This is a genomic window from Teichococcus aerophilus (assembly GCF_014490485.1).
Taxonomy (GTDB): Bacteria; Pseudomonadota; Alphaproteobacteria; order Acetobacterales; family Acetobacteraceae; genus Pseudoroseomonas; species Pseudoroseomonas aerophila.
In genome coordinates, this window is record NZ_JACTVA010000032.1 from 43,741 (window position 1) to 60,954 (window position 17,214).

A 17,214-nucleotide genomic window follows, 5' to 3' on the forward strand; every position below is an offset into this window, starting at 1 on the left:
GCTGCCCCCATTGCCCGCGGGCCCCGGGCAGGCCAGAACCAGGGCATGGACGGCTTCGCGCGGCACATCGCTGCCTGTAACAACATGGGCTCCCCCGCCGGGCGGATCCCCTTCCACATCCTCGGCCAGCCGGTGGGGCTGCTGCCGCCGGAGCTGGCGCGCTGGCTGGCCTACCGGCCGCAGCATTTCCACTTCGATGCCAAGGGCGTCTCCCTCGCCACCAGCCTGCGCGGCATCATGCGGCGCGACGCCGCGCTGGCCGACGCGGTGAAGGGCATGGCGCGGGAAGGCTACATCAAGCACCGGGACGAGCCCTTCGACGTCCGCGCCAACGCCGCCGGCGCTGTGCTGGCGCGGCTGGACCGTGGCGCCATCCCAGCCTTCGGCATCATCTCGCAGGGCGTGCACCTGAACGGGCTGGTGCGGCGGGCGGACGGGCTGCACCTGTGGCTGGGCCGCCGTTCCCCTACCAAGGCTGTGGCGCCGGGGCAGTGGGACAACATCGTCGCCGGCGGCACGCCCGCCGGGATGGATGCGCTGGGCACCCTGACCAAGGAAGCCGGGGAGGAAGCCGGCCTGCCGCCGGACATGGTGGCCGCCGCCCGCCCCGTCGCCCGCCTGAGCTACAACATGCTGGAGGAGAACGGCCGCCTGCGCCGGGATATCCTGCACGTCTTCGACCTGGATATCCCGGAGGACTTCACCCCCTCCCCCCAGGATGACGAGGTGGAATTCTTCGAGCTGTGGCCGGCCCAGCGGGTGCTGGAGCTGGTGCGGGATACGGAGAGCGTGAAGTTCAACGTGAACCTGGTGCTGATCGACCTGTTCCTGCGCGAAGGGCTAATCGACCCGGACAGCCAGGAAGGCCGCAGCCTGCGCGCGGGGCTGGACCAGGGCGGCGGGCTGTAACGGCCGGGGCGGAGGGCAGTCCAGGCCGGGGAACGCATTCCCCGGGCCCATCTTTTTCCTGCGCGTTTGCTGCCGGGCCTTGGGGCCATCGGGCGGTTCAGGATGCCGTTCGGAGGGTGGTCCGTGCTGCGGCGGCGACCAACCCCGGGGCGCGCAGGCGGCTTCTGACACGGGATGGGGATGCTCGGCTTGCGGTGTCATCCCAGCGGGGATGAGGCCCTGTCCGTCCGGGAATTGCCATGAATCAGCCTGCAAGCCGGATCTTGCGGACTTTCCACGGTGGACCTCCACAAAATGGCAGGGCGGCTTCCGTGGGTGCTGGATGCCTGCAATAGCCGTTCGAACGGAAAAAGGGCCGGGGAAGCCTTCCCCGGCCCTTTCTTGGCCGCTCAGTTCAGCGGCGTTGCCTGCACGCCGCCCTGCGGGGCGGGCTGGTAGGTCGGCATCGCCTGGCCCTGGGCCTGGGTGGCGCCGGAGGAGGAGGTCGCCGCCACCGGCGGATTGTTCGGCGGGCCGAAGCGCATCAGCATGGCGCGGAGCGGGTCCGCGCCCGGGTTGTGCGCCGCCATGTCGATGACGATCTGCCGGGCCGAATAGCCCTGGCCGTAGAAGGCGCGGTTGGACTCGCTGCGGCTGCTGAGCAGGGAGCCGTCGAAGGCCACGCCGGCGAACAGGCCGCGCGTGCGCGCCACCGTGACGATATCGGCGCCCACCGCCGCGGTGGTGGAGCCGGCGATGCCGCCGCCGACCGTCGCCACGGCGATGGAGGCATCGGCGCCGATCTTGAACTGGCTGTCCATGAGGGCGGAGAGGCCCTTGTCGGTCAGGATCATCATCATGACCTGCGCGTCCTGCACGCCGATCTGGAAGCCGATGCTGCCGGAACCCATGCTGTAGAAGGCCGGCGAGGACCAGGAGCCGGCGCCATCCCGCGCCAGCAGCACGCAGCCACCGCCCTGGCCGCCGACGATGAAGCCGGCGCGGAAGACGCGCGGGCAGACCATCACGGCGCGGGCACGGCGCAGCAGGCCGACGGCATCGGTCTGCGGCCCGTCGGAGCCGGAGAGCATTTCCTGCACCGTCAGGGTGGCGCGATCCACCAGCACCTGTTCCTCGCCCTGGGCCGTGGCCGCGCAGGCGGGCAACAGCACCGCCAGGGCCAGGGCCGGGGACAAGGCCTTAACCTTCGGGAAGATGGAGCGCCGCATGAAAAACCTCCGCCAAGCCTTTGGATAGGAATGACCTTACGGCACCTGGGCCGCAAGGCAAACTTCCGTGGAGGCGAAGGTCGCATCTGGGCTGGGACAGGCGGCCGGCGATAAGGCCGCCGCAGGTTGGAGCCCGCCAGTTTCGCGTAGGCTCTCTGCCAGCCTCCAGCTTCTTGTTCTTGAGGGCCTCTTCACCGGGCAGGCGATGCCGCCTGGCCCGGATAGGCTCTAGGCCGCCGGCAGCGGCGGTTCCTCGTTGACCGAGCCGACGCGCCAGTCGGTGCCATGGCGTTCCAGCCGCGTCAGCGACAGGTTCTTGACCGAGAGCTGGAAGGCCTGCTGCGGCTGCAGCCCCATGGCATGCGCCACCGCCGCGCGGATGGAGCCGCCATGGGCGATGATGACGACATCCTGGCCGGGCAACTGCTCCGCCATGCCGTCCAGCGCCGGGCCGACGCGGCCGATGACGTCGTCCAGGCTCTCGCCACGCGGCGGCCGCTCGCCGGCGCTGTGCGGCCAGAACGGATGCGGCGGCTCGGTCAGCCGGGCGGTGAATTCCTCGTGGCTGATGCCCTGCCAGTCGCCCAGGTGCTGCTCGACAAAGCGGGGCTCCACCTCCAGCTCGGCCCGTGGGTAGCCGGCGGCGAAGATGGCGGCCGCCGTGGCCTGGGTGCGGGACAGCGGGGTGGTGAACCACCGCGCCCCGCTCGGCAGCCGGCTGGCCAGCCAGCGGTAGCTGGCGGTGTCCTGCGCCATGGTCAGCGCACAGATGGCGACATCCATGTCGCCATACATCACGGCCCGGGCGGAAGGTTCGACCAGGGCGTGGCGGATCAGGAAAAAGCGTGTTGCGGTCACGCGGGGTGTTTAGGCGCTTTGGCGGCGGCGGCAAATGGTGTGCTGCCAGTTCACTCTTTGTTCAAGCAAGCCGCCGATACTCCGCAGGCCCCAGAACGGGCGTGGAGCGTGTCAAAATGTCATCGCTATCCTTCACCGCCCTGCAGCCCGCGCCGGCCGCGGCCTGGCCGCCCGAGCCATCCCAACCCCTGCCGCTGCTGGCGGCGCAGATCGCGCTGACCATGCGGCCGGACTGGCCGGGGGAGCCGGTGGCGGCATCCGGCCTTTCCGCACTGGCGGAGGACATCGCGGCGGCGCTGCAGCTGGAAGCCCGGACGCCGATCGGCCTGGCGTCCGTGCTGCCGCCGCAGGAGCTCTGGCAACGGGATGCCGCGGCCGAGTCCCTGCTGCCCGCCACCGGAGGCATCGCCTTGTCGGACCTGCTCTGGTTCGGCTGAGGCTGCGGACAGCGTTGTGCCGGCGTCCTCAGCCGGGGCGGTGCGGGTGCGCGCGGAGGAAAAATCTGCTCCATTATGCGGATGCAAGCCGCGCCGCCCAGCCAGCCCGCCCCCGGCCGCCTGCCTTCGGGGCTAAGGGTCTACGCCATCGGCGATGTGCATGGCCGGGATGACCTGCTGGCGCGGCTACACGCGCAGATCGCCGCGGATTGGCGGGCCGCGCCCGCCACGCAGGCCGCCATCATCCACCTGGGCGATTTCGTCGACCGTGGCCCGGACAGTGCCGGGGTGCTGGACCGTGTGGCCGGTCCGCCGCCCATCCCCGGCGCCACCGCCATCACGCTGCGCGGCAACCATGAGGCGATGATGCTGGATGCGGTGGCGCCCGGCGCCTCCCGGCAGGCCCTGGCCTTGTGGCTGATGAATGGCGGGCTGGCGACGCAGCGCTGCTACCCCCAGGGGGTGCCGGAGCGGCACCTGGCGCTGATGCGCGGCATGAAGCTGACCTGGGAGGCGGGCGACTACCTGTTCGTCCATGCCGGCATCGACCCGCGCCAGCCGCTGGAGGCGCAGCAGGAATCCAGCCTGCTCTGGATCCGGGAGCCGTTCCTCTCCTGGACCGGGCCACTGCCCAGGGTGGTGGTGCATGGCCACACCCCGGCGCAGCTGCCGCAGGTGCGGGCGAATCGGATCGGCATCGATACCGGCGCGGTGGCTGGCGGCCCGCTGACCTGCCTGGTGCTGCAGGATGCCGGGCTGCGCTTCCTTTCGGCGAGCTGAAACGGGGCTTTAAGCGGCCGCCGGGCAGATCGGCGTGGGGTGCGTCTTGCGCCACAGGCCTGGGCTGCGCTAGGCCGTTGCGATGCAAGGCCCTGTGCCCACAGCCGATCCGGCACTGCCGGCGGACCACACGACGCCGCCTTTCCCCGTCGCCCCTGGCCCGGATCTGGGCGAGGCGGTGCGGCAGCTCAAGCGCGCCTCCGTGCTGGTGGTGGGCGATGCGATGCTGGACCGCTACGTCTACGGCCAGATCAAGCGCATCAGCCCCGAAGCGCCCGTGCCCATCCTGACGGTGGAGCGCGAGGTCGCCATGCCCGGCGGCGCCGGCAACGTGGTGCGCAACCTGACGGCGCTGGGCGCCGCGGTCGCCTTCCTCTCCGTGGTGGGGGATGACCAGGCGGGCAGCGACCTGACCGGGCTGATCGGCGGCCAGCCGGGCGTGGAGCCCTGGCTGCTGGTGCAGGGTGGCCGCGCCACCACCAGCAAGACCCGCTTCATCGCCAGCGGCCAGCAGATCATGCGGGCCGATCACGAGATCGCCCGCGCCATCCATGAACGGCTGGCGGACCGGCTGGTGCGCATCGCGGCCGATACCGTCGCCGCCACCTCGGTCATGGTGCTGTCGGACTACAACAAGGGCGTGCTGGCGGGCGAAGTGCCGGCGCGGCTGATCGCCGCCGCGCGCGCCGCCGGGCGCCGCGTTGTGGTGGACCCCAAGGGGCTGGATTACGGCCGCTATGCCGGGGCCGACGTCATCACCCCCAACCGGGCCGAGCTGGCGCTGGCCACTGGCCTGCCGGTGGAGACGGAGGAGGAGATCGTCCTCGCCTGCCGCGCGCTGCGCGATGCCCACGGCTTTGGCGCCGTGCTGGTGACGCGCAGCGAGGACGGCATGACCCTGCTGGATGGCGACGGCCTGCACCATTTCCCGGCCGAGGCGCCGGAAGTGCACGACGTCTCAGGCGCCGGCGATACCGTGGTGGCCGTGCTGGCCGCCGGCATGGCCAGCGGGCTGGCCCTGCCTGTGGCCGCGCGGCTGGCGAACATCGCCGGCGGCCTGGTGGTCGGCAAGGTCGGCACCGCCGTGGCGCGGGAGAACGACCTGCTTGAGGCCCTGACGCCGGAGCGCGGCACGCTGCGCAAGGTGATGCGCCGTGCCAGCGCGGCCGAGCAGGTGGAGCGCTGGCGCCAGCGCGGCTGGCGCGTCGGCTTCACCAATGGCTGTTTCGATTTGCTGCACCCCGGCCACGTGCATCTGCTGGAGCAGGCGCGCAGCTGGTGCGACCGCCTGGTGGTCGGCGTGAATGCCGATACCAGCGTGAAGCGACTCAAAGGCCCCAGCCGGCCGATCCAGCAGGAAGCGGCGCGCGCCGCCGTGCTGGCCTCCCTCTCCACCGTCGATCTGGTGACGGTGTTCGAGGAGGACACCCCCGTCGAACTCATCCGCCTGCTGCGGCCGGACGTGCTGGTGAAGGGCGCCGACTATGCCGTGGACCAGGTGGTCGGCGGCGAGCTGGTGCAGGAATGGGGCGGCGTGGTGAAGCTGGCGGAGCTGCTGCCCGGCAACTCGACCACCGCGACCGTCGCCCGCATCCGCGGCTGATGCCCATGGAGTGGGGCGCGCTGTTCAACACGGGGCGCTTCCCCGACCGCCCGGCGCGCGACGACCCCGACCGCAACCCCTTCCAGATTGACCAGGACCGCATCGTCTTCAGCCGCCCCTTCCGGCGCCTGCAGGAGAAGACGCAGGTCCACCCGATGATCGGCAACGCGCATGTGCGCAACCGGCTGGTGCATACGCTGGAAGTGGCCTCGATCGGCCGTTCCATTGGCTTCGGCGTCGGGGCCGCGCTGCGCACGGATCTTGCCAATGCCGGCCGCACGCCGGACGATCTCGGCTACCTCGTGCAGGCGGCCTGCCTGGCGCATGACATCGGCAACCCGCCCTTCGGCCATGCCGGGGAAGCCGCCATCGCCGCCTTCATGGAGACCTGGCTGCCAGAGGCCCGCCGCACCACCGGGCTGGAGCTGGATGAGGACCTGCGCTTCTTTGACGGCAACGCGCAGGGCTTCCGCATCCTCACCCGCTCGGACGGCTACCGGGAGCGCGGTGGGCTGAAGCTGACCTTCGCCAGCCTGGGCGCCTTCATCAAGTATCCCTGGGGCGCCACTGACCCGCGCGCCGAGAAGCACGGCGTGCCCGGCGCCAAGTTCAACCGCTTCGAGACAGAGCGGGCGGGGTTCGAGACCGTGCGCGCCGAGTGCGGGCTGGAAGGCCCCCTGCCCCGCCACCCGGCCGTCTGGCTGATGGAAGCGGCGGACGACATCACCTACGGCCTCGCCGACCTCGAGGACGCGGTGGAGCTGGAGATCGTCCCCTACGCCGATTACGAGGCGCTGGTGAAGCCGCTGACCGGGCTGGCCGACCAGCGCATCGCGGATGAGGACGGCGTGCCGCAGAAGCTGGCGCTGCTGCGCTCCGCCGCCGCCGGGCGGATGATCGGCGCGACGCGCGACGCCTTCCTGGCCCATGCCGGCCCCCTGCTGCGGGGCGAGCTGCCGCGCGGCAGCCTGGTCGACCTCTGCGTGCCGGAGCTGGCGGAGCCCTTCCGTGCACTCAGCCGCGCCAATGCCGAAAAGCTGTACCTGCACCCGCGCAAGGTACAGTTCGAGATCGGCGCGCGCGACGTGCTGGAGAAGACGCTGGGCGTGTTCCTGGAAGCCTGCGTCGCCTTCGTGCAGGCCAAGGGCGAGATGACCCGGCTGCCCCTGCGCGCGCGCCAGGCGCTTTCCCTGATGCAGGACTACCACCCGCGCGCCGGCTTCTCCGCCAGCGAGACCGTTCGCTGCGCCGTCGATTTCGTCGCGGGGATGACGGATAATTACGCAGCCAATCTGGCGGCGCGGCTGCGCGGACTTTAGGGGCGCGGGGGAAGAAGAAGGCCGGGGAAGGAATTCCCGGGACCCCTTCTTTCTTTTTTCGAGTTTTGCCTGTGTAGGCTGTTGAGGGATTTGGGTCTGGAACACGGCTGGGTGCGCCGGAGGTCTGGGACCTCTGGCGACTGAGGGTTCAGCTCGCGTGGCCCATTGATAAAATCATCAAGCAGCGTCCGCTCTCAGGCCAGCGCCACGCCAACTCGCAGAAAGAAGATGGGGTCTGGGGAATTCCTTCCCCAGCCTTCCTTTTCTTACCAGCACATCCTGAGGGGAGGCCCCCTCACTGCTCATAAGGTTGCGGCGTCAGTTCCGGCGGCACGTAGGCGGGCACGGGCTGGCGGACGCAGCCGCGCACAATGGGGGCGCATACGCCGTTCTGGCCGCCCACGTCGTCGTTGTCCCCGGTGTAGTTGAGGCCGATGACGCGGTTCTGCGCCACGCGCACCAGCACGTGGCAATAGGTGCCGCTGCCGGCCAGGCTGAAGCCGCCGACGACCGGTAGGCTGATGTTCAGCCCGCCCACATTCTCGTTCTTCTGCTCGTAGGACAGCAGGCGGGTGCCGTCGCCCAGAGTCTGGGTCCGGTTGGGGATGCCGGCGCAGGCCTGCAGGTCGCTGACATCCATACCGACCAGTTGCTGTCGTGCCGCATCGGTCACCTGAGCGCCGCTCGGGGCGCAGGATGCCAGGGCCAGGCATAGCAGGAACAGGGGTCGGGACAGATGCATCGCGCTTCCTTAGCAAAGGGTCCCCGGCAAGGTGGGGGCTGGGGCGGCCCGCGTGAACCCCGGCGGCCCGAATGGGCGTGCCGCAGCGCAGCATCGGGCCGTGACGGGGGCGGAACTGCGTGCTTGACGCGGGCGCCGCGCAGGTTCATGTGCCGCCGGTCTGGCGACGGCGCGGGTGCCCCGTGCCGCCGCAGCGAATCAGGAACAACCGCAATCATGCCCAGCGACAGTCCAAGCGACAGTCACAGTCGATTGTCCACGCCGGCCGTCGCCGGAGCCTGATCGCGAGGTCCGGCTCACCGCGCCGCGCCGGCGGCGGACACAACAGGTGAGCCATGAACAACCTCTTCGCCACGGCCTTCCCGGCCGATGGAAACCTGCTGGTCCACACCCTGGCCAAAGGGCACGTTGCCGACCTCGTCGAGTACCTGAACACTCTGCCGGATGACGAGGCCGCCGCCGCCCTGGCCGCCTTGCCGCCGGAACAGGCGGTGGAGGTGTTCGACCGGCCGGAGCTGAACCGCGCGTCCGAGTTGCTGGTCTCCCTGCCTGGTGCTGCCAGCGCGCATATCCTACGGGAGATGTCGGCCGACCGGGCGGCCGACGTGCTGCGGGTGCTGGACCGCGGCGCCCAGGCGCTGCTGCTGGCGCCGCTGGAGCCGGAGCCCGCCGGCACGCTGCGCCGCCTGTTGGCTTACCCGGAGCACAGCGCTGGCAGCCTGATGACCACCGAGTTCGTGGCCCTGCCCACCACCGTCACGGTGGCGGAGGCGCTGCGCCATATCCGCGAAGTGGAGCGGACGCGGGAGACCATCTACGCACTCTATTTGCTGGACCCCGCCACCCGGGCGCTGGTGCGCACCATCTCGCTCCGCCGCCTGATCACCGGCGAGCCGGAGCAGAAGGTGATGGACCTGGCCCTGGCGCGGGAGCCAGTGACGGTCTCGGCCGAGACGGACCGCACCGACGTGGCACGGCTGTTCGCGCGGCATGACCTGCTGGCGGTGCCGGTGGTGGATGCGCGCCAGCAATTGCTGGGCATCGTCACCGTCGATGACGTGATCGACGCCATCGTCGACCAGGGGACCGAGGATACGCACCGCTTCGGTGGCATGGAGGCGGTGGACAAGCCCTACCTGCGCATCGGCTTCCTGGAGATGCTGCGCAAGCGCGCCGGCTGGCTGTGCGTCCTGTTCGTCAGCGAGATGCTGACCGCCAGCGCCATGCAGCATTTCGAGGCGGAGCTGGAGAAGGCGATCGTGCTGACGCTGTTCATCCCGTTGATCATGAGTTCCGGCGGCAATTCCGGCTCCCAGGCCACGTCGCTGCTCATCCGCGCCCTGGCGCTGGGGCAGGTGCGGTTGCGGGACTGGTGGCGGGTGATGCTGCGGGAATTGCCGACGGGGCTGACACTGGGTGCCATCCTCGGCGGCATGGGCATGCTGCGCATCGCCGCCTGGCAGCAGCTGGGCTTCTACGACTATGGCGAGCACTGGTTCCTGATCGCGCTGACGGTCGGGCTAGGGCTTGTCGGCATCGTGCTGTTCGGCTCGATGGCGGGGTCGATGCTGCCCTTCGCACTGAAACGGCTGGGCTTCGACCCGGCCAGCGCCTCCGCCCCCTTCGTGGCGACGCTGGTCGATGTCACCGGGTTGGTCATCTACTTCAGCGTGGCGCTGCTGGTGCTGAGCGGCACGCTTCTCTAGACCGTTTTCCGTTCGCACCGTCCACTGCCACTTCTCTGTCTTGCCGCTTTGAAGAGCATCGCCACTCCATCGGGTGATTTCACCCGATGGAGACCTGCTCCCGGAGTTCGACGCTTGGTTTGACCGCGTGATTCGGGCTTCTGATCTGTCCACCTGCAGCCATCACGCCTGAGCGGCCGCCCACGCCTGGCACTCCGACCCACGAGGCCAGGGACGCCGCGAAGGAATCGCGCGACCGGGCGCGGCAATTCTGGAATGCTGCCGGGACACGTCTCGGAAAGGGCACAGACATGCCAGAAATCATGGTCTTCGCGGCAGCAGGCCGCACGGTGGAACAGAAGCGCGGCCTGGCCCGCGACCTGACGGACGCGATGGTCAAGAACTTCCAGGTCCCGGCCGAGTCCGTGACCGTGCAGATCGTCGAATCCCCCAAGGATTCCAAGGCCAAGGGCGGCGTGCTGTTCAGCGACCGATGATGCGCCGCGCGGGATGATGCCCGCGCGCCCGGGAGCCGCGCCGCCATCGCCGAAAGGCGGGGCGCGCGTGCCCTGGGCATTGCCTGCAAGCACGGCCCGCGCCGGCCGCGCCATGACCATGCCGCCCCCTCCGCTCTCGCCCATCCGGCCTGGCAGGCGCCACGCTGGCGGATACCGCCATGACCATTCCTGACCTGCCGCCATTGCCAGCGGTGCTGGCGGCCATCGCCGCCGCGCTGCTCGCCGGGCTCGCACGCGGCTTCTCCGGCTTCGGTGCCGCGTTGATCTTCATCCCGCTGGCCAGTGCCGCGCTGGGGCCGCGCGTGGCGGCGCCACTGCTGGTGCTGGTGGACAACCTGACCACCCTGCCCCTGGTACCGCCCGCCTGGCGCCGGGCCGCGCGTGGCGAAGTGGCGGCCCTGGCCGCCGGCGCCTTGGTCGGCACCCCTATCGGCACGCTGCTGCTGCTGCGGCTGGACCCCACCGCGCTGCGATGGGGCATGTGCGTGCTGGTGGTGGCCATGCTGGCACTGCTGGCCTCCGGCTGGCGCTACCACGGGCGCCCGGCACTGCCGCTCTCGCTCGGCGTCGGCGCCGTGTCCGGCTTCTGCTCGGGCGCGTCGCAGATGGGTGGGCCGCCAGTGGTGGCCTACTGGCTGGGCGGCGCCATTCCCATGGCGCAGGTGCGCGCCAACATCGTGCTGTTCTTCGCCGCCAGCGGCGCCATCAGCGCCACCACCTACTTGATAGGCGGGCTGCTGGACCTCGGCGTCGTGCTGCTGGCGCTGCTGGTGGCGCCGACCTACGCGCTGGGCGTGTGGGGCGGCAGCAAGCTGTTCGGGCTGGCCAGCGAAGCCAGCTTCCGCCGGGCGTGCTTCGTGCTGATCGCCCTGGCGGCACTGCTGGGGCTGCCAGTGTGGGATGGGCTTCGGTGATTAGGTGAGGCAGGGGACGGTGAAGACCGGGGAAAGAATTCCCCGGACCCCTTCTTTTCTTTCTGCGAGTTTTTCGGGTGGGGCTGCTGAGGGCACGGTCTTGGAAGACGGCTGGGTGCGCCGGAGGTCCTGGACCTCCGGCGACTGAGGGTTCAACCCGCGCGGCCTGATATTTAAAATCATCAAGCAGCGCCCGCTCTCAGTGCTCAAGCGGATCGCCAACTCGAAGAAAAAAGAAAGGGTCTGGGGAATTCATTCCCTAGCCTTCTTCCGTCCAAACCCTTCCAGGCCAGGACGAACCAGGGAGGAAAGCCCCCTCCCTTGTCCCTCAGCGCTTCAGCAGCAGTTCCGCGATCTGCACCGCGTTCAGGGCCGCGCCCTTCAGCAGCTGGTCGCCGGCGACGAACAGCGCCAGGGACTTGCCGGAGGGGTCGCCGATATCCTGGCGGATGCGGCCGACCAGCACGTCATCCTGGCCGGAGGCATCGGACGGCATGGGGAAGTAGTTGGCGGCACGGTTGTCCACCAGGCGCAGGCCGGGGGCGTTGCCCAGGATGGTGCGGGCTTCCTCGACCGTGACGACTTCGTCGAATTCCACCGTCAGCGCCATGGCGTGGGCGCGCAGCACCGGCACGCGGATGCAGGTGATGCCGATCGGCAGTTCCGGCGTGCCGAGGATGCGGCGGGTCTCCGCGACGACCTTGGTTTCCTCGCCATTGTAGCCGGTCTCCTCGTCCATGTCGGCGTTGTGGCTGAACAGGTTGAAGGCGTAGGGGTGCGGCAGCACCTTGGGCTCGAAGCTCTCGCCGCGCAGGTAGGCGGCGGTGGATTCGCGCAGTTCTTCCATTGCGGCGGCGCCGGCGCCGGAGGCTGCCTGATAGGTGGCGGCCGTCAGGCGGCGGATCGGGTAGGCGCGGTGCAACGGCGCCAGGGCCACGGTGGCGATGGCGGCGACGCAGTTGGGGTTGGCGATGACGCCGCGATGCCCAGCCAGTGAGGCCGCGTTCACTTCCGGCACCACCAGCGGCACGTCCGCGTCCATGCGGAAGGCGGAGGAATTATCCACCACCACCGCGCCCGCCTTCACGGCGGCGGCGGCGTAGCGCTTGGAGATGCCGGAGCCGGCGGAGAACAGGGCGATGTCGACGCCGGCGAAGCTCTCCTCGGTCAGCGCCTCGATGGTGACGGGCTCGCCCTTGAAGTCCAGCGTCTTGCCGGCGGAGCGGGGGGAGGCCAGCAGCTTCAGCCCGCCCAGCGGGAAGCCGCGGCTTTCCAGGCAGCGCAGCAGCTCCACGCCCACGGCGCCGGTGGCGCCGACGATGGCAACGACGGGGGCCTTGGCCTCAACCAGGCGGAACTGCGCGTCGGCGGGATCTTCGAGGGTCAGCATGTGTCTCTTCCGTGTGGGACCGGAGAGACGGGGGCGCTGTTTGCGCGGGCCCCGTCCGTCTCCGGCGGGGCCTTTGGTGCTTTATGCCGCGTCGATCACCGCGCACACACCAAAGGACGCCCCGCCGGAGCGGTCGTCTTGGTAATGCGCTTAATGGTCGTCATCGCGAACATGAGAGCAGGATGAGGCAGGAACGGCCCGGCCGTCAACTGCCATTGCAGCTTTCCCGGGGCAACGTTCCTGGGACAGCCCGCCTGGGATCGCTTGGCGGAAGCGGCTTTATTCCACCCGCAGCGCGGCCCGCATCTCGGCGGCCCCGGCGGGGTCGGACAGGAACTGCAGCCGGGCGGCGCCCAGCCGGGCGTAGCGCAGCAGCAGGGACCGGCGGCGGGCGGGGGCCAGCTTGTGCTCGGCCGGGTGGCGGAGGATCGCGGCCTCCCCGTCATCGGCGACGATCAGGCCGACATCCTCGGGGATCAGCGCCTGGGGGAAGTCGAGGTCGACCGCGAAGTACAAGCGGTCGCACCATTCGCGGTACTCCCACCATTTGGCGTCCGTCTGGAAGTCCCGCGCGCAGGATTTCACCTCGATCGCGGTGAAGCAGCCATCGCCATCCAGGGCCAGCAGGTCCAGCCGGCGGCCGGTGGGCAGCGGCACCTCCGGGATGGCCGTCCAGCCCAGCCGCGCGCAGAGGCGGGACGCGGCGCGGCAGACGCGCAGCGTGCGTTCAGGGGGTAGCAGGTCTGACATGGCGGCTTAGTTCGCACTCTGTTCCCTCGCAGGTCAAGGCCGAATGGGAGTAAGCAGCGCCGCATGAGCGATGCTCCCCCCTTCTGGAAGACCAAGACCCTCAAGCAGATGAGCCGGGGCGAATGGGAAAGCCTCTGCGATGGCTGCGGCCGCTGCTGCCTGCACAAGCTGCGGGATGAGGAGACGGAGGAGCTGGTCTGGACCACGGTGGCCTGCCGGCTGCTGGATACCCAGTCCTGCCAGTGCAAGGACTACCCCAACCGGCGGGACCATGTGCCGGATTGCGTGAAGCTGACGCCGAAGAAGGTGGCGACGATCGACTGGCTGCCGCCTTCCTGCGCCTACCGGCTGGTGGCGGAGGGGCAGGACCTGCCCTGGTGGCACCCGCTGGTGTCGGGCGATGCGGAGACGGTGCACAGCTCCGGCGCCTCGGTCCGCGGCGGCGCGGTGCCGGAGCGGCAGGCACGCGATCTGGAAGACCACATCGCAGATTGGCCAGGCGAATGGCCCTCCCCCCCTTCCGCAGCGCGGCCTCGGCTGGCAGGCTTGCCGGTGCCGACGCCCCGTAAGGGAAGCTGAGAAGGAGAGCCGATGAACGAGCCACTGCGCTGCCGCCCCCCCGCCACCGGGACCGTGCAGATCGACACCGAGGACATGCGCGTGATGCGGTGGGACTTCCCGGTGGGGGGCGAGACCGGCTGGCACCGCCACGGCTTCGCGTATGTGGTGGTGCCGCTGCATGCCGGCAGCATGGTGATCGAGCTGCCGGGCGGCGACACCATGACCGCCACCCTCTCCCCCGGCGTGTCCTATGAGCGCCCGCCGGGTGCCGAGCACAACGTGGTCAATGCCGGCGACGCGCCGTTCAGCTTCATCGAGATCGAGCTGAAGTCGCGCCCGGGCTGAAACGCGGGCGCTGCCTGGCCGTTGGACAGGCGCGGCAGCGCCACGTTCCCGCCGTAAGCACCTGTCATCCTGCGTGCCTGCACGCTGCCGCCTTGCCGCCTGACCGAAGGACTTGCTGTGCCCGCCGCCGTTGCGACCGCTGACTTCGAAGCCCTGCTGGCCGTCGCGCCGCACCCGTACATGCTGCTCAGCCCGGACTTCGTCATCCTCTGGGTGAACGAGGCGTATCTGCACGCCACCCAGCGCACGCGGGACGACATCATCGGCCGTTACGTGTTCGATGCCTTCCCCGGCGGGCCGCACGACCCGGATGGCACCGGCATCCAACAGCTGCGGAACTCGCTGAATGCCGTGCTGCGCTCCAGGACGCAGGACGTGCTGGCGCTGATCCGCTACGCCATCCCGCACGAGACGCCGGACGGCACGGTGTTCGAGGACCGCTACTGGAGCGCCAGCCACACCCCCATCCTGGATGCGGATGGCCAGGTCTCGATGATCCTGCAGCAGACCGACGACGTGACGGAGCTGCAGACGCTGCGCCAGCGGGCCGGGCAGGACCGGGTGGAGGGCAGCATCTTCCGCCGCGCCGCCGAGGTGCAGCAGGAAAAGGAATTGCTGCACGCGGAGCGCGAGCACCTGCGCCGGCTGCTGGAACAGGCCGGCGTGTTCGCCGCCTTCCTGCGCGGCGAGGACCATGTGTTCGAGATCGCCAACGAATCCTACATGCGGCTGACCGGCCGACGCGACATTCTCGGCCGCCCGGTGCGGGACGCACTGCCGGAGCTGGTGGGCCAGGGTATCTACGAGCTGCTGGACGACGTCTACACCTCCGGCACCGCCTATCGCGCCAGCGGCCTGGAGGTGACGCTGCTGGGCGAGGACGGAGAGACGATGACCAGCCTGGCGCTGGATTTCGTCTACCAGCCGATCATGGAGCCGGATGGCAGCGTCTCCGGCATCTTCGTCATCGGCAGCGACGTGACCGAGGGCAAGCGGGCGACGCAGGAGCTGGAGCGCTACCGCCTGCACCTGGAGGACATGGTGCGGGAGCGTACCCGGGCGCTGGAGGAGAGCGAGGAGCAGCGCCGCCGGACCGAGAGCGCCCTGCGCCAGAGCCAGAAGATGGAGGCCATCGGCCAGCTGACCGGCGGCGTGGCGCACGACTTCAACAACCTGCTGCAGATTCTCAGCGGCAATCTGCAGCTGCTTCAGCGCCGGCTGCACGATGCCGAGGACATGCGCCGCCTGGCGGCCTCCCTCGGCGCCGTGGACCGCGGCGCCAAGCTGGCGGCGCAGTTGCTGGCCTTCGCCCGCCGCCAGCCGCTGGAACCGCGCGCGATCCATCTGGGCCGCATGGTACGGGAGATGGACGAGCTGCTGCGCCGCGCCCTGGGCGAGGCGATCGACGTGGAGACGGTGATCGCCGGCGGCTTGTGGAACACCCTGACCGACCCGGACCAGGTACAGAACGCCCTCCTCAACCTGGCGGTGAATGCGCGCGATGCCATGGACGGCACCGGCCGGCTGACCATCGAGGCCGGCAACGCCATGCTGGACGACCACTACGCCCGGCAGCACGACGTGGAGCCGGGGCAGTACGTGATGCTCGCGGTGTCCGACACCGGCAGCGGCATGGCGCCGGAGGTGCTGGAGCGCGCCTTCGAGCCGTTCTTCACCACCAAGCGGGACGGCCAGGGCAGCGGCCTCGGCCTCTCCATGGTCTATGGCTTCGTCAAGCAGAGCCAGGGCCACATCAAGATCTACAGCGAGCCCGGCCAGGGCACGACGATCCGCATCTACCTGCCGCGCACGCACGAGGCGGAGGAGATCCTCCCCGCCATCTCCGCCGCGCCGGTGGAGAGCGGCACCGAGACCATCCTGGTGGTGGAGGACGACCCGGTGGTGCAGGCCACCACGGTCGATCTGTTGAAGGACCTCGGCTACACGGTGCTGCGGGCCTCGGACGGGCAGAGCGCGCTGACGCTGGCGCGGGCCGGCATCGCCATCGACCTGCTGTTCACCGACGTGGTGATGCCCGGCCCGGTGCGGGCGCCGGACCTGGCGCGGCAGGTGCAGGCGCTGATCCCCGGCGTGGGGGTGCTGTTCACTTCCGGCTATACCGAGAACGCCATCGTGCATGGCGGCCGATTGGACCCGGGCGTGAACCTGCTGAGCAAGCCGTACCGGCGCGAGGACCTCGCGCGGAAGATCCGCCACACCTTGAACAACCGGCCGGCCGCCGCGTCGCCGCCACCTGCCGCCCCGCCCCCGCTGTCCCGGGTCGGGCCCGCCAGGGAGGCCGCGCCGCGCGCGGCCACGCCCCTGGCACCACCGCCCGTGAACCGCCTGCCGGCCGAGGAGCCCATGAAAGACGTGCCAGCCGCCCTCCGTGTCCTGTTGGTGGAGGACGACCCGATGATCCTGATGGACACGGAGGACATGCTGGCCGGCCTGGGCTGCCGGGTCACCACGGCACGCGACGGGCGCGGCGCGTTGAAGGAGCTGGAACGCGGCGAATTCGACCTGCTGTTCACCGATATTGGCCTGCCCGGCGTCTCCGGCATCGATCTGGCACGGCAGGCGCTGGCGACGCGACCGCGGCTGGGGGTGATCTTCGCCAGCGGCTTCGGCGCGCGGGACGACGCCCGGCAGGCGGCGCCGGACGCCCTGTTCGTCAACAAGCCCTACAGCATCGCGCAGCTCGATGCCGCCCTGCGCCGCTTCGTGGCCCAGCGGGGATGAAGCCGGCCGCCCCGGCGGAGGCGGCTGCCGCCCCGGCCCGGGAACGCGCGGCCGAGGACGTGCTGCTGGGCCGCTGGTTGTGCCCGGTGGTCTGGCGCCCCTCCCCCCGCGCGCGCCGCATCTCGCTGCGGATCGACCCGGTGCGGGGTGTGGTGGTGGTGACGTTGCCGCCCCGCGTGCCGCGCCGGCTGGGCGTGGCGCTGTTGCAGACCAATGCCGCCTGGGCCAGCCAGCGCCTGGGTGCCCTGGCCCCGGCCCTGGTGCTGGAGGATGGCGCGGTGGTGCGGCTGGGCGACGTGCCGCACGCCATCCGCCACGAGCCGGACGTGCTGGGCGAGAGCTTCCTAGCGGAGGGCGAGGTGGTCATCACCGGGGCGCGCCGCCAGCTGCCGCGCCGCGCCCTGGCGCTGCTGCGGGCGGAGGCCGGCCGGCGCATCGGCACCCGCGCCAGCC

16 protein-coding genes and 1 pseudogene are annotated in these 17,214 nt (G+C 70.3%); 12 read left to right on the top strand and 5 right to left on the bottom strand.

The window, feature by feature from the left end:
- Positions 1-45: 45 nt before the first annotated feature.
- Complete coding sequence (locus IBL26_RS16430; protein ID WP_187785592.1) at positions 46-909, top strand: NUDIX hydrolase; 864 nt, start codon at positions 46-48, stop codon at positions 907-909.
- Between the two features lie 389 nt (positions 910-1,298).
- Here the strand turns inward: IBL26_RS16430 and IBL26_RS16435 are convergent, their stop codons facing one another.
- The gene (locus IBL26_RS16435) at positions 1,299-2,117 is read right to left on the bottom strand and encodes a lipid-binding SYLF domain-containing protein (RefSeq protein WP_187785593.1); all 819 of its coding nucleotides are present in this window, start codon (positions 2,115-2,117) and stop codon (positions 1,299-1,301) included.
- Positions 2,118-2,345: 228 nt separating this feature from the next.
- Entirely contained in the window at positions 2,346-2,975 is a 630-nt protein-coding gene (locus IBL26_RS16440) for a histidine phosphatase family protein (RefSeq protein WP_187785594.1), read from the bottom strand.
- Positions 2,976-3,091: 116 nt separating this feature from the next.
- Between IBL26_RS16440 and IBL26_RS16445 the strand changes: the two genes are divergently transcribed.
- The 4 genes from IBL26_RS16445 (at position 3,092) to dgt (ending at position 7,114) form a co-directional block, all read left to right on the top strand.
- Positions 3,092-3,412 carry a hypothetical protein gene (locus tag IBL26_RS16445; protein WP_187785595.1) on the top strand — a complete coding sequence of 107 codons (321 nt, stop codon included), beginning with the start codon at positions 3,092-3,094 and terminating at the stop codon, positions 3,410-3,412.
- Positions 3,413-3,487: 75 nt separating this feature from the next.
- Positions 3,488-4,192 carry a metallophosphoesterase family protein gene (locus IBL26_RS16450; RefSeq protein ID WP_241749462.1) on the top strand — a complete coding sequence of 235 codons (705 nt, stop codon included), beginning with the start codon at positions 3,488-3,490 and terminating at the stop codon, positions 4,190-4,192.
- Positions 4,193-4,274: 82 nt separating this feature from the next.
- Positions 4,275-5,795 carry a D-glycero-beta-D-manno-heptose-7-phosphate kinase gene (rfaE1, locus tag IBL26_RS16455; RefSeq protein WP_241749463.1) on the top strand — a complete coding sequence of 507 codons (1,521 nt, stop codon included), beginning with the start codon at positions 4,275-4,277 and terminating at the stop codon, positions 5,793-5,795.
- Entirely contained in the window at positions 5,795-7,114 is a 1,320-nt protein-coding gene (dgt, locus tag IBL26_RS16460; protein ID WP_241749464.1) for a dGTP triphosphohydrolase, read from the top strand. Before rfaE1 ends, dgt begins: the two co-directional genes overlap by 1 nt.
- Positions 7,115-7,409: 295 nt before the next feature.
- Here the strand turns inward: dgt and IBL26_RS16465 are convergent, their stop codons facing one another.
- Complete coding sequence (locus IBL26_RS16465; protein ID WP_187785596.1) at positions 7,410-7,856, bottom strand: hypothetical protein; 447 nt, start codon at positions 7,854-7,856, stop codon at positions 7,410-7,412.
- Between the two features lie 335 nt (positions 7,857-8,191).
- On the opposite strand from IBL26_RS16465, the gene mgtE reads away from it, so the two are divergent.
- The 3 genes from mgtE (at position 8,192) to IBL26_RS16480 (ending at position 10,973) form a co-directional block, all read left to right on the top strand.
- Complete coding sequence (gene mgtE, locus IBL26_RS16470; protein WP_187785597.1) at positions 8,192-9,562, top strand: magnesium transporter; 1,371 nt, start codon at positions 8,192-8,194, stop codon at positions 9,560-9,562.
- Positions 9,563-9,723: 161 nt separating this feature from the next.
- A complete protein-coding gene (locus tag IBL26_RS25950) occupies positions 9,724-10,038 on the top strand; it encodes a tautomerase family protein (RefSeq protein WP_367615450.1) in 315 nt (104 codons plus the stop codon).
- A gap of 179 nt (positions 10,039-10,217) precedes the next feature.
- Positions 10,218-10,973 carry a sulfite exporter TauE/SafE family protein gene (locus IBL26_RS16480; protein WP_187785599.1) on the top strand — a complete coding sequence of 252 codons (756 nt, stop codon included), beginning with the start codon at positions 10,218-10,220 and terminating at the stop codon, positions 10,971-10,973.
- 328 nt (positions 10,974-11,301) lie between these two features.
- Here IBL26_RS16480 and IBL26_RS16485 read toward each other — a convergent pair whose 3' ends face one another.
- Positions 11,302-12,363, bottom strand: coding sequence for an aspartate-semialdehyde dehydrogenase (locus tag IBL26_RS16485; protein ID WP_187785600.1), 1,062 nt, complete (start codon positions 12,361-12,363; stop codon positions 11,302-11,304).
- 279 nt (positions 12,364-12,642) lie between these two features.
- A complete protein-coding gene (locus tag IBL26_RS16490) occupies positions 12,643-13,113 on the bottom strand; it encodes an MmcB family DNA repair protein (protein ID WP_187785601.1) in 471 nt (156 codons plus the stop codon).
- A gap of 63 nt (positions 13,114-13,176) precedes the next feature.
- Here IBL26_RS16490 and IBL26_RS16495 point away from each other — a divergent pair, with 63 nt between their 5' ends.
- The 4 genes and pseudogenes from IBL26_RS16495 to IBL26_RS16510 all read left to right on the top strand — a co-directional run.
- Entirely contained in the window at positions 13,177-13,692 is a 516-nt protein-coding gene (locus tag IBL26_RS16495) for a YcgN family cysteine cluster protein (RefSeq protein ID WP_187785602.1), read from the top strand.
- Between the two features lie 12 nt (positions 13,693-13,704).
- Positions 13,705-14,019, top strand: coding sequence for a cupin domain-containing protein (locus IBL26_RS16500; RefSeq protein WP_187785603.1), 315 nt, complete (start codon positions 13,705-13,707; stop codon positions 14,017-14,019).
- A 117-nt stretch (positions 14,020-14,136) separates the two neighbouring features.
- A complete protein-coding gene (locus IBL26_RS16505; protein WP_206684245.1) occupies positions 14,137-16,761 on the top strand; it encodes a response regulator in 2,625 nt (874 codons plus the stop codon).
- Positions 16,758-17,214 (top strand): annotated as a pseudogene (locus tag IBL26_RS16510) (hypothetical protein); the annotation flags it as partial. The gene IBL26_RS16505 and the pseudogene IBL26_RS16510, both read left to right, overlap by 4 nt.